This window comes from Bacillus sp. FDAARGOS_527 (genome assembly GCF_003812125.1).
Lineage (GTDB): Bacteria > Bacillota > Bacilli > Bacillales > Bacillaceae_G > Bacillus_A > Bacillus_A paranthracis.
Window position 1 is genome coordinate 5,115,001 of record NZ_CP033795.1, and the last position, 13,652, is coordinate 5,128,652.

At 36.9% G+C, this 13,652-nt stretch carries 8 protein-coding genes, 16 tRNA genes, 2 rRNA genes and 1 pseudogene (1 of these 27 running past the window's edge); all 27 read left to right on the forward strand.

Annotated features, from left to right (window positions below):
- Positions 1–1,165 (forward strand): 23S ribosomal RNA (locus tag EGX95_RS29190); it begins 1,758 nt to the left of the window's first position.
- A 100-nt stretch (positions 1,166–1,265) separates the two neighbouring features.
- A 5S ribosomal RNA gene (rrf, locus tag EGX95_RS29195) occupies positions 1,266–1,381 on the forward strand.
- Between the two features lie 8 nt (positions 1,382–1,389).
- Positions 1,390–1,464 (forward strand) — tRNA-Asn (locus tag EGX95_RS29200).
- Positions 1,465–1,466: 2 nt separating this feature from the next.
- Positions 1,467–1,558: transfer RNA gene (locus tag EGX95_RS29205), tRNA-Ser, on the forward strand.
- 17 nt (positions 1,559–1,575) lie between these two features.
- Positions 1,576–1,650: transfer RNA gene (locus EGX95_RS29210), tRNA-Glu, on the forward strand.
- Positions 1,651–1,655: 5 nt separating this feature from the next.
- Positions 1,656–1,731 (forward strand) — tRNA-Val (locus EGX95_RS29215).
- Between the two features lie 24 nt (positions 1,732–1,755).
- A tRNA-Met gene (locus EGX95_RS29220) sits at positions 1,756–1,832 on the forward strand.
- Positions 1,833–1,835: 3 nt separating this feature from the next.
- Positions 1,836–1,911 (forward strand) — tRNA-Asp (locus tag EGX95_RS29225).
- Positions 1,912–1,920: 9 nt separating this feature from the next.
- Positions 1,921–1,996: transfer RNA gene (locus tag EGX95_RS29230), tRNA-Phe, on the forward strand.
- Between the two features lie 18 nt (positions 1,997–2,014).
- Positions 2,015–2,090 (forward strand) — tRNA-Thr (locus EGX95_RS29235).
- Between the two features lie 10 nt (positions 2,091–2,100).
- Positions 2,101–2,184 (forward strand) — tRNA-Tyr (locus EGX95_RS29240).
- A gap of 7 nt (positions 2,185–2,191) precedes the next feature.
- Positions 2,192–2,265: transfer RNA gene (locus EGX95_RS29245), tRNA-Trp, on the forward strand.
- A gap of 19 nt (positions 2,266–2,284) precedes the next feature.
- A tRNA-His gene (locus EGX95_RS29250) sits at positions 2,285–2,360 on the forward strand.
- 63 nt (positions 2,361–2,423) lie between these two features.
- A tRNA-Gln gene (locus EGX95_RS29255) sits at positions 2,424–2,498 on the forward strand.
- 5 nt (positions 2,499–2,503) lie between these two features.
- Positions 2,504–2,578, forward strand: a tRNA-Gly gene (locus tag EGX95_RS29260).
- 14 nt (positions 2,579–2,592) lie between these two features.
- A tRNA-Cys gene (locus tag EGX95_RS29265) sits at positions 2,593–2,663 on the forward strand.
- Between the two features lie 10 nt (positions 2,664–2,673).
- Positions 2,674–2,755, forward strand: a tRNA-Leu gene (locus EGX95_RS29270).
- Positions 2,756–3,088: 333 nt separating this feature from the next.
- Positions 3,089–3,808 (forward strand): YebC/PmpR family DNA-binding transcriptional regulator, encoded by a 720-nt coding sequence (locus EGX95_RS29275; protein ID WP_000532947.1) that lies wholly within the window; start codon positions 3,089–3,091, stop codon positions 3,806–3,808.
- A 121-nt stretch (positions 3,809–3,929) separates the two neighbouring features.
- Positions 3,930–4,391, forward strand: coding sequence for an NUDIX hydrolase (locus tag EGX95_RS29280; RefSeq protein WP_000436092.1), 462 nt, complete (start codon positions 3,930–3,932; stop codon positions 4,389–4,391).
- 487 nt (positions 4,392–4,878) lie between these two features.
- Positions 4,879–5,655 (forward strand): transglycosylase domain-containing protein, encoded by a 777-nt coding sequence (locus EGX95_RS29285; RefSeq protein ID WP_000664704.1) that lies wholly within the window; start codon positions 4,879–4,881, stop codon positions 5,653–5,655.
- A gap of 187 nt (positions 5,656–5,842) precedes the next feature.
- Positions 5,843–6,493, forward strand: a complete 651-nt coding sequence (locus EGX95_RS29290; protein WP_000841313.1) for a DsbA family protein — start codon at positions 5,843–5,845, stop codon at positions 6,491–6,493.
- A 114-nt stretch (positions 6,494–6,607) separates the two neighbouring features.
- Positions 6,608–6,681: transfer RNA gene (locus tag EGX95_RS29295), tRNA-Gly, on the forward strand.
- A gap of 301 nt (positions 6,682–6,982) precedes the next feature.
- Positions 6,983–8,530, forward strand: coding sequence for an IS200/IS605 family accessory protein TnpB-related protein (locus EGX95_RS29300; protein WP_000859069.1), 1,548 nt, complete (start codon positions 6,983–6,985; stop codon positions 8,528–8,530).
- Positions 8,531–8,778: 248 nt separating this feature from the next.
- Entirely contained in the window at positions 8,779–9,921 is a 1,143-nt protein-coding gene (gene queG, locus EGX95_RS29305; protein ID WP_000345218.1) for a tRNA epoxyqueuosine(34) reductase QueG, read from the forward strand.
- A gap of 44 nt (positions 9,922–9,965) precedes the next feature.
- Positions 9,966–10,853 carry an amidase domain-containing protein gene (locus tag EGX95_RS29310; protein WP_000260539.1) on the forward strand — a complete coding sequence of 296 codons (888 nt, stop codon included), beginning with the start codon at positions 9,966–9,968 and terminating at the stop codon, positions 10,851–10,853.
- A gap of 58 nt (positions 10,854–10,911) precedes the next feature.
- Positions 10,912–11,400, forward strand: a complete 489-nt coding sequence (gene trmL, locus EGX95_RS29315) for a tRNA (uridine(34)/cytosine(34)/5-carboxymethylaminomethyluridine(34)-2'-O)-methyltransferase TrmL (protein ID WP_000538147.1) — start codon at positions 10,912–10,914, stop codon at positions 11,398–11,400.
- Between the two features lie 127 nt (positions 11,401–11,527).
- Positions 11,528–13,611: pseudogene (locus EGX95_RS29320) on the forward strand (EAL domain-containing protein).
- The last annotated feature ends 41 nt before the right edge of the window (positions 13,612–13,652 follow it).

Below are 13,652 nucleotides of genomic sequence, written 5' to 3' on the forward strand. Positions count from 1 at the left end.
CTTTCTTAACGGAAAGCCGCAGTGAATAGGCCCAAGCGACTGTTTAGCAAAAACACAGCTCTCTGCGAAGCCGTAAGGCGAAGTATAGGGGGTGACACCTGCCCGGTGCTGGAAGGTTAAGGAGAGGGGTTAGCGTAAGCGAAGCTCTGAACTGAAGCCCCAGTAAACGGCGGCCGTAACTATAACGGTCCTAAGGTAGCGAAATTCCTTGTCGGGTAAGTTCCGACCCGCACGAAAGGTGTAACGATTTGGGCACTGTCTCAACCAGAGACTCGGTGAAATTATAGTACCTGTGAAGATGCAGGTTACCCGCGACAGGACGGAAAGACCCCGTGGAGCTTTACTGTAGCCTGATATTGAATTTTGGTACAGTTTGTACAGGATAGGCGGGAGCCTTTGAAACCGGAGCGCTAGCTTCGGTGGAGGCGCTGGTGGGATACCGCCCTGACTGTATTGAAATTCTAACCTACGGGTCTTATCGACCCGGGAGACAGTGTCAGGTGGGCAGTTTGACTGGGGCGGTCGCCTCCTAAAGTGTAACGGAGGCGCCCAAAGGTTCCCTCAGAATGGTTGGAAATCATTCGTAGAGTGCAAAGGCATAAGGGAGCTTGACTGCGAGACCTACAAGTCGAGCAGGGACGAAAGTCGGGCTTAGTGATCCGGTGGTTCCGCATGGAAGGGCCATCGCTCAACGGATAAAAGCTACCCCGGGGATAACAGGCTTATCTCCCCCAAGAGTCCACATCGACGGGGAGGTTTGGCACCTCGATGTCGGCTCATCGCATCCTGGGGCTGTAGTCGGTCCCAAGGGTTGGGCTGTTCGCCCATTAAAGCGGTACGCGAGCTGGGTTCAGAACGTCGTGAGACAGTTCGGTCCCTATCCGTCGTGGGCGTAGGAAATTTGAGAGGAGCTGTCCTTAGTACGAGAGGACCGGGATGGACGCACCGCTGGTGTACCAGTTGTTCTGCCAAGGGCATAGCTGGGTAGCTATGTGCGGAAGGGATAAGTGCTGAAAGCATCTAAGCATGAAGCCCCCCTCAAGATGAGATTTCCCATAGCGTAAGCTAGTAAGATCCCTGAAAGATGATCAGGTTGATAGGTTCGAGGTGGAAGCATGGTGACATGTGGAGCTGACGAATACTAATAGATCGAGGACTTAACCATATAATATGTAGCAATGTTATCTAGTTTTGAGAGAACATAAAAAACTTGTTGACTTTTAAAGAAAATAAGTTATAATAATGATTGTCTCAAAAGAATAATGTCTGGTAATGATGGCAGAGAGGTCACACCCGTTCCCATACCGAACACGGAAGTTAAGCTCTCTAGCGCCGATGGTAGTTGGGACCTTGTCCCTGTGAGAGTAGGACGTTGCCAGGCAATATTATTCCGCAGTAGCTCAGCGGTAGAGCTATCGGCTGTTAACCGATCGGTCGTAGGTTCGATTCCTACCTGCGGAGCCATTGGAGAGCTGTCCGAGTTGGCCGAAGGAGCACGATTGGAAATCGTGTATACGTCACAAGCGTATCAAGGGTTCGAATCCCTTGCTCTCCGCCATAGGATTTATAATATTTGGCCCGTTGGTCAAGTGGTTAAGACACCGCCCTTTCACGGCGGTAACACGGGTTCGAATCCCGTACGGGTCACCACTTTTGGAGGATTAGCTCAGCTGGGAGAGCACCTGCCTTACAAGCAGGGGGTCGGCGGTTCGATCCCGTCATCCTCCACCATATAAACTATATGAATAATATTATCGCGGGGTGGAGCAGCACGGTAGCTCGTCGGGCTCATAACCCGAAGGTCGCAGGTTCAAATCCTGTCCCCGCAACCAAATGGTCCCGTGGTGTAGTGGTTAACATGCCTGCCTGTCACGCAGGAGATCGCCGGTTCGACCCCGGTCGGGACCGCCATTTTAATAAGGCTCGGTAGCTCAGTCGGTAGAGCAGAGGACTGAAAATCCTCGTGTCGGCGGTTCGATTCCGTCCCGAGCCACCATTTACTTTAATAAAATACGCCGGCTTAGCTCAATTGGTAGAGCAACTGACTTGTAATCAGTAGGTTGGGGGTTCAAGTCCTCTAGCCGGCACCATGTAAGTTTCGGAGGGGTAGCGAAGTGGCTAAACGCGGCGGACTGTAAATCCGCTCCTTCGGGTTCGGCAGTTCGAATCTGCCCCCCTCCACCATTTACATAGGGGCATAGTTTAAAGGTAGAACTGAGGTCTCCAAAACCTCCAGTGTGGGTTCGATTCCTACTGCCCCTGCCAAATATATTTACACAACATGGCGGTTGTGGCGAAGTGGTTAACGCACCGGATTGTGGCTCCGGCATTCGTGGGTTCGATTCCCATCAGTCGCCCCATTTTTATTTTAAAAATTATAAATAATCTAATGGATACTTACATATAATTAAGTAAGAATTCGATGGGCTATAGCCAAGCGGTAAGGCAACGGACTTTGACTCCGTCATGCGCTGGTTCGAATCCAGCTAGCCCAGCCATTTTTGCGGAAGTAGTTCAGTGGTAGAATACAACCTTGCCAAGGTTGGGGTCGCGGGTTCGAATCCCGTCTTCCGCTCCAGAAAAATTTTATATGGCGGCATAGCCAAGTGGTAAGGCAGAGGTCTGCAAAACCTTTATCACCGGTTCAAATCCGGTTGCCGCCTTTTCTTTTGTGCCGATGTGGCGGAATTGGCAGACGCGCACGACTCAAAATCGTGTTCCTTCGGGAGTGTCGGTTCGACCCCGACCATCGGTATCACGAACGGCGTAATAAAAAGACTCTACACCAAATGTGTAGAGTCTTTTTATATTTTCATCACACTACAAAATAAGCATAAATAGTGTGTTGGTGAAATGGTAGGATTTTTTTTGCTAAATTATGTTATGTGCTTCTAAAATTCGTAATAAATGTAGGAATTCATGTATAATATAACTTGTCGAAAGAACAAAATGATAGTAATTTATATTATGTCTGTAATATGAATCAAAAATGAACTTTTTATATTTCTTTTAAAAATGTGTTGAACACACATGATATTTCATATTAATATTTTTATGTAGATTTAAAACGGGAAAGAGAGTGGAAAGTATGGGTCGTAAATGGAATAATATTAAAGATAAAAAAGCATCAAAAGATGCAAATACTAGCCGTATATACGCGAAATTTGGACGTGAAATTTATGTAGCGGCAAAACAAGGCGAGCCAGATCCGGAATCAAACCAAGCGCTTAGAGTTGTATTAGAACGTGCGAAAACATACAATGTTCCAAGAACAATTATCGATCGTGCAGTTGAAAAAGCAAAAGGTGGTTCAGAAGAAAATTATGACGAGCTTCGTTATGAAGGATTCGGACCAAATGGAGCTATGGTAATTGTAGATACACTTACAAACAACGTAAACCGTACTGCAGCAGATGTACGAGCTGCATTTAGCAAAAACGGTGGTAACATGGGTGTAAACGGTTCTGTAGCTTACATGTTTGATGCAACAGCTGTTATCGGCCTTGAAGGGAAAACATCAGATGAAGTTCTTGAGATTTTAATGGAAGCAGATGTAGATGTACGTGACATCCTTGAAGAAGAAGATGCTGTTATCGTGTATGCTGAACCAGATCAATTCCATGCAGTACAATCTGCTCTTAAAGATGCGGGTGTTGAAGAATTTACAGTTGCCGAATTAACAATGCTTGCACAAAACGATGTAACACTTCCTGAAGATGCACAAGCACAATTTGAAAAAATGGTTGATGCATTAGAAGATTTAGAAGATGTACAACAAGTTTATCACAACGTAGACTTAGGAGAATAATACGATAAAAGCCCCTGTTCGTTTAACGAATAGGGGCTTTTTTAATAAAGGTATTTTATTGTAAACAGGGAATATGCTTATAGGGATATATGAAATATTCATTATTACTAGGAGGCTTAACCTGGAACAAAAAACACCAAAACATATCGTTGCTGTAGCAGGCTATTTAACAAATGAAAAAGATGAAGTGTTATTAGCAAAGGTACACTGGCGAGCTGATACGTGGGAGTTACCAGGAGGACAGGTAGAAGAAGGGGAAGCACTCGATCAAGCTGTTTGTAGGGAAATGCTTGAGGAGACGGGTTTAACTGTGAAGCCGCTTGGAGTTACAGGAGTTTATTATAATGCTTCCATGAACATTTTAGCTGTCGTTTTTAAAGTAGCATATGTAAGCGGTGAAATAAAAATTCAACATGAAGAAATACAAGAGGCTAAATTTGTAGCTTTAAACGAAGAGAACATAAATGAGTATATAACGCGTCCTCATATGAAATCCAGAACGCTTGATGCGATGAGAGCAACCCATTTCATTCCGTATGAAACGTGGGAAGTGCAGCCGTATAACTTAATAGGAAGATTGTAAAGAAAAGAGTAGCCGATTTGAGATACAGTCAAATCACTACTCTTTTTTGTATACTGTTTAAGAAAAAGGTCAAAATAATAATAGCGTTAGTATTGATTTAAAGAACATTTGTTCTGTATAATATATGATATATTATGTACATTTAGATTACTAGATACTCAAAAGTATATATATTGGTAGATGATATAATGAAAATAGGGCGCTTTAATAGAGAAAGTATAATAGCCTTAAGATCTAATCTGCTATTGATTTAGCATAATCTATATTCAATATTTCAGATGAATAGTAGATAAAAAAGGACTGTGATACAATACTTTTTTATCCCGCTATTTGCCGGGCAGCCAGATTGGTGGGGGTCTGATGAAAGTTTCAATTTATACCTTACAATGATGTAAGGTACGTGTAAGAGAAATCGATGGGATATTTTTTTACAACAAGGTATTCTTAAAGTAAGAGTTATACGCTATGTGGAAAAGAGGTGTTTAAGATGAAAGAACGAGTATTATCTAGGGTGAACTATCATCAAAAAGTTGCATTAAATCCAATGACTAAGTTTTTTTATAAAGCCATTATTTTATTATTATTGTTAAGTTTTACGTTATTATTCATTGGAAATGTAATGATTGAGAAAAGTGATATTAGTAAATTACATGTACCGGCTAAGTTAGAGGTACCAGAATCATTGACACATGCATTTATTGCGACAGAAGATAAAAGGTTTTATCATCATAACGGTTTAGATTATATAGCGATTGTCAGAGCGTCTGTTGAAAATATAAAAGCTGGTGGTGTTGTGCAAGGCGGAAGCACAATTACACAGCAGTTATCTAAAAATGCTTTTTTAACGAATGAACGTACATTTTCTCGTAAGTGGAAAGAGATTTTCTATACGAAAAAAATTGAACGTACATTTACGAAGGATGAAATTTTAAAATTGTATGTAAGCAATATTTATTACGGAGAAGGAGCATGGGGAATTGAAAAAGCAGCAAACCTATACTTCGGTAAAAAGGTAAGCCAATTAACGTTGGCTGAAAGTGCAATGATGGCTGCTGTAGTAAAGGCACCTGCTTATTACTCACCTGCACAAAATTATGATAAGGCCGTAGAGAGACGAAATGTCGTTTTGAGATTGATGGAGAAAGAAGGCTATATCAATCATGATGAGTATGTGCAAGCAGTTAGTGAGAAGTTAGTAATTCGGCATGATATAAAAACAGAGCAGTCAATGTTAAATAGTGCTCGTGAAAAAGCAGTAAGCTAAAGGAAGTTCCTACATAGGAGCTTCTTTTTTTGAATAAATTGTGACAAATTGTGACACAATATCGTCACAATTATTGTGTTTTTGTAATTTATGTGAGCGTGTTCATTGCGTGATGTATATAAGTGTTGATATTATGTGTATTGTGTACAATGCTGTATACAGAATATGAATTTAAAGAGGAATGTATATGAAATCAAATAAACTCATGGCCCTTGGTATAGTTTTTTCTATTGCAGTATTGATTGTAATCGGAACGATTGCGTATAGCATCATAAATGACAAAAAAGATAAAGGGAATGAGATGTTTGCTTATTCCACACAACAATCTTTAGGGAAAGATGATGCTCCGGTTAAGGTAGTTGAATTTGGAGACTTCAAATGTCCCGCTTGTCGTACTTGGGATGTAACAGTATTGCCACGATTAAAAGAAGAGTATATTGATAAAGGTAAAGTGCAGTTATACTTTATTAATTTTCCGTTTATTGGGAAAGACTCTGATTTAGGTGCAGCAGCTGGTGAAGCAATTTATAAACAAGATAAAGATTCATTCTGGACTTTCTATGATGAGATTTATCAAAGTCAAAAGAAAGATACCGAAGAATGGATTACAGAAGAATTACTTCTTAACATTGTGAAAGAGAAGCTTCCGAAAGTTGATGTAGATCAATTTAAGAAAGATTTACACAGTAAAGAAATAAAAGAAAAAGTACGTAAAGATTCAGATCGTGCTCAAAAATTAAAAGTTCAAGGTGCTCCTTCAGTATATATAAACGGAAATCTTGCAAATCCTGATTTCGATAGTATGAAGAAGGCGATTGATAAAGAATTGAAAAAGTGATGAGCTACTCATCACTTTTTCGACTTTTTTCGATAAAATTCTTGCTTCCGCTTTTTTTACATGCTATACTACTTTACATAAGTTATTCTAATATCTTATATGTATTTCATATTTGCGGGTGTAGTTTAGTGGTAAAACAAGAGCCTTCCAAGCTCTGGTCGAGAGTTCGATTCTCTTCACCCGCTCCAAATTTTATTAAATGTTTTTCTATAAATTGTGATCAACGCAGTGTTTCGTTTCCGAGATAAACGAGGCATTGCGTTTTTTAATGTTTGGAAAACGTAATTGTATGCGAAAATAGAAGTAAAGAATAGTATTCCAAAAGTGAATTGCTAACTAATAGATCGTTACATAAAGGATGGATTCATCTGAGGAGGAAATAACAGTAAATAAGAATCTATAAAAAACTATAAAAATTTACAATTACAGGTTTTATATTTTACAGAATTCAACCTATAATATTTTCAGGTGATGAAAAGGGGGAAAAGGATGAAAACAACACGTACTTGTAAAATCAATTCTATTACAAAAGAACAAACGGAAGCTTTAATTACTTTGATCCGTACGTTCGAAAGTGCAAAACGATATAGTTTTAATCGTTTGATTGAGGGCGAAAACGAGAAAGAATTGATAAAAAAACTACAACCTAAATATTTATTAAATAAACGTTTTTGTGAAGATGCAATTTTACAAGTGCAAACGATCCTTTTCTCTCAAAAAGAACTTCTTCCTGTTTACCTAGAAAACAATCAAAAAAAGTTAGAAAAGACGTTACAAAAAATAGATGATTATGAACGCGGCAAAAAAAGACCTAAACAAGTTTCATTAGAAACTTGTTTAATTGGTTTAAGAAAACGAAAACAAAAATTAGAACAAAGAATTGAAACGTATGCAAAACATATTAAAAATAAAACATTACCTCCTATTATTTTTGGTGGGCGGAAAAATTTCTATGAAAGAATGAAAAACAAGATATCCAATCAAGAATGGAAAGATTTACGTACAAGGCAATTATATTCTCGCGGAGATAAAAGTAAAAAAGGGAATTTGAACATGCGCATTACAGTTGATGATTGTGGGCAAGGATGGTTAGAAATTGCAAATCCATTAGGACGAACAAATGGAAAAACAAAGAGCCCCCGAATCAAAGTTCCGATTATGATTCCATATCGTTTTTATCATCAAATTACAAATGTCGTTATGGGAAAGCAAATCGGTGTAAATTCAAAAGGAAAACCGATTATAGAGCATCAAAAATATAGTGTAGAAATCATTCGTAAACAAAATGAATTTTATGTAAATATTACGTTTGATGAAACAGAAATAGGTCGTGTACTAGATTTCAAGGAAACACCACAATCAGATGTAATTGCAGGAATTGATGTAAATCCGGACCGCATTGCAGTTAGTTTATGTACAAAACAAGGTAATTTTAAAGGTTCAAAAATTTTTTATCTACACAATCTGAATACATTTTCAACAAACAAACGCGCAACGATAATTGGACAAATCGTACAACAAATTAAAACATGGTTATTGGAAAACAATGTAGGTGGAATTGTTTTAGAAGATTTAAAGTTTCAACAATCTCATGATACTGATAAATACAGTAATCGTAATTTCTATCAATTTACGTATAAAAAGATGTTGAACAGTTTAATTCGTATGGCTCTTCGTAACGGATTTTCTGTTAAAACAGTAAACCCCGCTTATACAAGTGTGATCGGAAAATTAAAATATAGTAAAAATTTCGGTATTAGCGTTCATGAAGCAGCCGCATTCACGATCGCAAGACGTGGATTAGAATTGCAAGAACAATTACCACAAGAAATTATATTATTATTAAAAAACCAAATTACAACAAAACTGCGTATTCTTGTTGCTTCCATGGAAGAAAGTAAAAAGAATACGCAAAAAGTATATAAAAAATGGTTACAAACAATTCAAACGTGGAAAGAATATCATAATTGGAAATTGTGGAGCATTCTTCACAAAACTGTTTATATGAACAATCAACAATTCGTATTTAAAATTTAAATGAGAAGGGGGGGACTGGTTTATTTCTTATAACCTCTTGCATACTACTGACTTGGATGAATGGTAGTATGCAAGGACAGATCGTTCCTAACAGGAACCTGCCGTCATTCTTTCACAATAGGTGGATGAAAAGGTCACAACCCTTACGGACAGGAAAAAGGTGAGATTCCTTTTCGGTAGTTGGCATTTGACTTGGTTCGCCAACAATTTATAGATTTTTATAAGAATTTCAAACCAGGCGATTAGGAATGGATTTTGAACAATTAAAGCAAGATGTAATTGCGTATAGTAAAACAATTGGTATAGATAAAATAGGCTTTGCTAGTGCTTCACCATTTGAGGAATTAAAGCAGCGCTTAATCCAGCAGCAACAATTAAATTATCAATCTGGATTTGAAGAGCCTGATATAGAAAAGAGAACGAACCCACAGCTTCTATTACCTGGTGCAAAATCAATTATTGCGATTGCATTAGCGTATCCTTCAAAATTAAAAAATGCACCATTAAGTAAGCGTGGAGAACGCCGCGGGATTTTTTGTCGTGCTTCTTGGGGACAAGATTATCATCTCGTTTTACGAGATCGTTTGCAGAAATTAGAAGCATATTTAATCGAAAAACTTCCCGATATAGAAGTTAAGTCAATGGTTGATACGGGTGAATTAAGTGATCGAGCTGTTTCAGAGCGTGCTGGTATTGGATGGAGCGGTAAGAACTGCTCTATTATTACACCTGAATTTGGTTCGTATGTATATTTAGGAGAAATGATTACAAACGTTCCATTCCCACCAGATCAGCCGATAGAAGATCAATGCGGGAGCTGTACAAAGTGTATTGATATTTGTCCTACAGGTGCTTTAATACAAGGAGGACAGTTAGATTCGAAGAAGTGTATAGCATTTTTAACACAGACGAAAGGATTCCTACCAGAAGAGTATCGCGACAAAATAGGTAATCGTATTTATGGATGTGATACGTGTCAGACAGTTTGTCCGAAAAATAAAGGAATGGATTTTCATAATCACCCTGAGATGGAACCAGATCCTGAGTTAGTTAAACCGTTATTAACACCGCTTTTAACAATTAGCAATCGTGATTTTAAAGAGAAATATGGAATTATGTCTGGTTCATGGAGAGGTAAAAAACCGTTGCAACGAAATGCGATTTTGGCACTTGCACATTTTAAAGAAGCATCAGCAATTCCAGATTTAATAGGTGTTATGAAAGATGATCCAAGACCAGTGCTTCGCGGGACGGCAGCGTGGGCGCTTGGGAAAATTGGTGGAGACGGTGTGGGCGAAGCTATTGAAAAAGCGATGCAACGTGAGAAAGACGAAGAGGTTCTTCATGAAATGAATCGCGGACTTGAACTGTTAGCGCAGAAAAAAGAGTAGATAATATCTCCCTTTTTCATATTGTAATATGGGAGGGAGACGAAATGGTTGTAAAAATAAATATTGAAAAGCAAGTCCAACACTTTTTAGCATATATAACAGAGAAACGAACAAATGTAGATGGTATTGCTGAAGATTTATTACAAATAGCAAAGAGAAAGAAACAATTATTTCAAAAGCGTAATGCAGAGATAGTAAAAGCAACTGCGGATGTTTCTTTTATGAGGCAATTAAATAATAGCAATCATCAAGAAATTGATTATCAAATACATTTTAAATATTTAATTAAGCATAAAGAATTATTTTATATTGAAGAGGAACAATTAAAACGAAGAGTTTGTTTAAATAATAGCCGGATAATAGGTGATTATGCTATTGAAGTGCCAGAAGCAGTTGGAATGAGTGAGACATTAGAAAGGGAAGTTACAAAAGAGAAGTACGGTTCCTATCAGTACAACCGTTTAGAGGCAGTTAAATATGCAGAGCGTTGGTGGGATGATCGAAACCCTGCATATCGTAATTTCCCTGATAATTGTACGAATTTTATTTCTCAATGTCTTCATACTGGAGAAGTACCAATGAATGGATATCCTAATATTCGTAAAGGATGGTGGCAAAGGGAGAATCAGTGGAGTTGGAGCTGGGCTGTTGCACACTCTTTTTATTGGTATTTGTCAGGTGCTACATCAGGACTTCGAGCTGAAGCTGTAGAAAGGCCAGAGGACCTTATTCTTGGTGATGTCATCGCTTATGATTTCGAGGATGATGGTAGGTGGAACCATACGACGATTGTAGTAGCAAAAGACGCAGATGGTATGCCACTTGTAAATGCACATTCAGCGAATAGCCGTCGGCGTTATTGGAACTATGAAGATTCTAGTAAATATACACCACAAATGAAATATAAATTCTTTCATATTATTAATGGGTAGAGATTTTTCGCTCAAGTGGTATAATACGTAGTAGACAAAAAACAGAGGTGAATATCGCGTGGGAGTACATGTTGTTTTATATCAACCAGAAATTCCAGCAAATACAGGGAATATTGCTCGTACTTGTGCAGCAACTGGAACAGAATTACATTTGATTAGACCGCTTGGATTTTCAACGGATGATAAAATGTTAAAGCGTGCAGGATTAGATTATTGGCAGCACGTGAAAATTACGTATTATGATTCAATTGAAGAGTTTTATGAGAAAAATAAAGACGGTGAATTCTTCTATTTAACAAAGTATGGCGAGAAAGCTCATACAGCGTTTGATTATAGCAAACGTGAGAAGGATTACTATTTTGTATTTGGAAGAGAAACGAACGGCTTACCAGCTAATGTAATCGAAGAAAATTTCGATCATTGTTTACGTATTCCAATGACTGATAAAGTGCGTTCATTAAATTTATCTAATACAGCAGCTATTTTAATTTATGAAGCATTCCGTCAACAAAATTATCCAGGATTAGATTTAGAAATTGTTTATTAAAAGTCGCCATATGGCGACTTTTTTTCTAAAAATAAAAATAATATGTAATCATACATTTAAAAAAGGATACATATTCATATAAAATGGGATATATGAATAAAAATAGATCAGACGGGTTGAGATAAATATGAAGGAACAATATAGTAATCAAAATACCTTTTTAAGTATGATAGATATGGATTTAATAAGAAGAGGATTATTACATGCTATTCAAGATTTAGTATTTATTGTTAAAGTTATTGATGATGAAACATTTACATATATTTATGTAAATAAGTTAGGTATGGATTATGCGAAGCTAAGTGAAGAATGTTATGGAAAAACTTTTGCAGAAGTATTACCGGAAGATACGGCGGAAATATTGCAAGTGCAATATGCAAAAGTAGCGAGCGAAGCGAAAGCACATACCTTTTGTGATGTAGTTAGTTTACCAACTGGTAATTTACATTATGAATCTTCACTTAATCCTGTATTTGATGAAGAAGGAGTATGTCAGTTTATTATTTGTATTACAAGGGATATCACAGCTCAAATAGAGGAGAAGATGGAGATAGAGGAAAAACAAATGCTGTTTAAGTCATTACTAGAATATAATAATGACTCCATCATATCTATAGATTCTATAGGAAGAATTACATATGCAAATCCAGCAACGTATGAAATATTTGGATACCGATTTGAAGAATTAAATAATAAGTTTATTTTTGAATTTATTAATAAAGAATATGAAAAAGATTTTCAAATTATATTTAAAGAAGCCATGCAAGGAAGGGCAAAGCAAATTGTTTCAAAGAAATATGTTCATAAAGAAGGGTACGAGCTCTATATTTCCTTGAGAACTATCCCGATTATTGTAAATGGTGAAATTGTTGGAGTATATATTGTTACAAGGGATGTTACAAAGCAAATATTAAATGAAATGAGAACGGAATATTTAGCTTATTATGATCAGCTAACAGGATTAATGAATAGAATTTCATGTACAAATAAGTTAAATGATTTTTTAAATGAGAAGGTAGCTTTTGCGTTTATCTTTATAGATTTAGATGAATTTCACCTTATTAATGATACGTTTGGTCATAAAGAAGGAGATAAAGTGTTACAAAAAGTTACAGAATGTTTAAGCAGTTTTCAAATACCCGGTATACACTTATTTAGAGAACACGATGATCAATTTGTTATGTTAATAGAAAATATAACGAAAGAACGTGTAGAGGGAGTTTCCAAAAACATACTGAAAAGGATTAGTGAACATTTTGTAATCGAAGAAGAGGACGTGTATTTAAGTGCTTCAATCGGAATTGTAATGGCTCCAACAGATGGAGAAGATGAAAAGATATTATTCCAAAGAGTTGATGCTGCTTTGGAAAAAGCAAAAGAAAAAGGAAAAGGGCATTATCATTTTTATTGCAGTGGGTTAGATTGTGAGCGTGAACAAAGATTTATAATAGAAAACCAATTACATCGTGCTATAGAAAAAAATGAATTCTTCTTATATTATCAGCCGCAAATTAATATTGAAACGAAAAAAATAGCTAGTATGGAGGCTTTAATAAGGTGGGAGAATAAAGAATTAGGATTTGTCTCTCCCAATCAATTTATTCCGCTAGCAGAAAGAACAGGATTTATTATTAAGCTTGATGAATGGGTAGTAAATGAAGTGTGTCGACAAATACGCGAATGGTTAAATAAAGGATATGAAGTTGTCCCAATTGCAGTTAATATTTCAGCCAGGCATTTTCGCTCTATTACATTAATAGAGATGATTACACGAGCTTTACATAAGTACAATGTACCAGCTCATTTATTAGCGATAGAGGTTACAGAAGGAGCCCTTATACATAAAGATATATCGAAAAGAGTATTGCTACAATTAAAAGAACAAAATTTAAAGAACAAAATTTAAAGATTCATTTAGATGATTTTGGTACAGGGTATTCATCTTTGAGTTATTTAAAAACGTATCCAATTGATACTTTGAAAATTGATCGTTCTTTTATGGAAGGTATACATGTAGATGAACGCGATACGAATATTACGGCTGCAATTATTCATCTAGCTCATACGTTGGAATTGAATGTAATTGCAGAAGGGGTAGAAAAAGCGGAACAAATACAATTTTTGAAGGAAAAGAATGTGAAGTTTGTACAAGGTTATTATTATAGCCGCCCTTTATCAAAATATGATGTGGAAAATGTGTATTATAAATAATCGATAAAAAAAGTGATGTGCTAAGAAGCACATCACTTTTT

Bases quoted from the DNA above. Each gene is read 5' to 3' on its own strand.
- EGX95_RS29275 (WP_000532947.1), top strand. From the start codon at position 3,089: ATGGGTCGTAAATGGAATAATATTAAAGATAAAAAAGCATCAAAAGAT.
- EGX95_RS29310 (WP_000260539.1), top strand. From the start codon at position 9,966: ATGGTTGTAAAAATAAATATTGAAAAGCAAGTCCAACACTTTTTAGCA.
- EGX95_RS29285 (WP_000664704.1), top strand. From the start codon at position 4,879: ATGAAAGAACGAGTATTATCTAGGGTGAACTATCATCAAAAAGTTGCA.
- EGX95_RS29300 (WP_000859069.1), top strand. From the start codon at position 6,983: ATGAAAACAACACGTACTTGTAAAATCAATTCTATTACAAAAGAACAA.
- queG (WP_000345218.1), top strand. From the start codon at position 8,779: ATGGATTTTGAACAATTAAAGCAAGATGTAATTGCGTATAGTAAAACA.
- EGX95_RS29290 (WP_000841313.1), top strand. From the start codon at position 5,843: ATGAAATCAAATAAACTCATGGCCCTTGGTATAGTTTTTTCTATTGCA.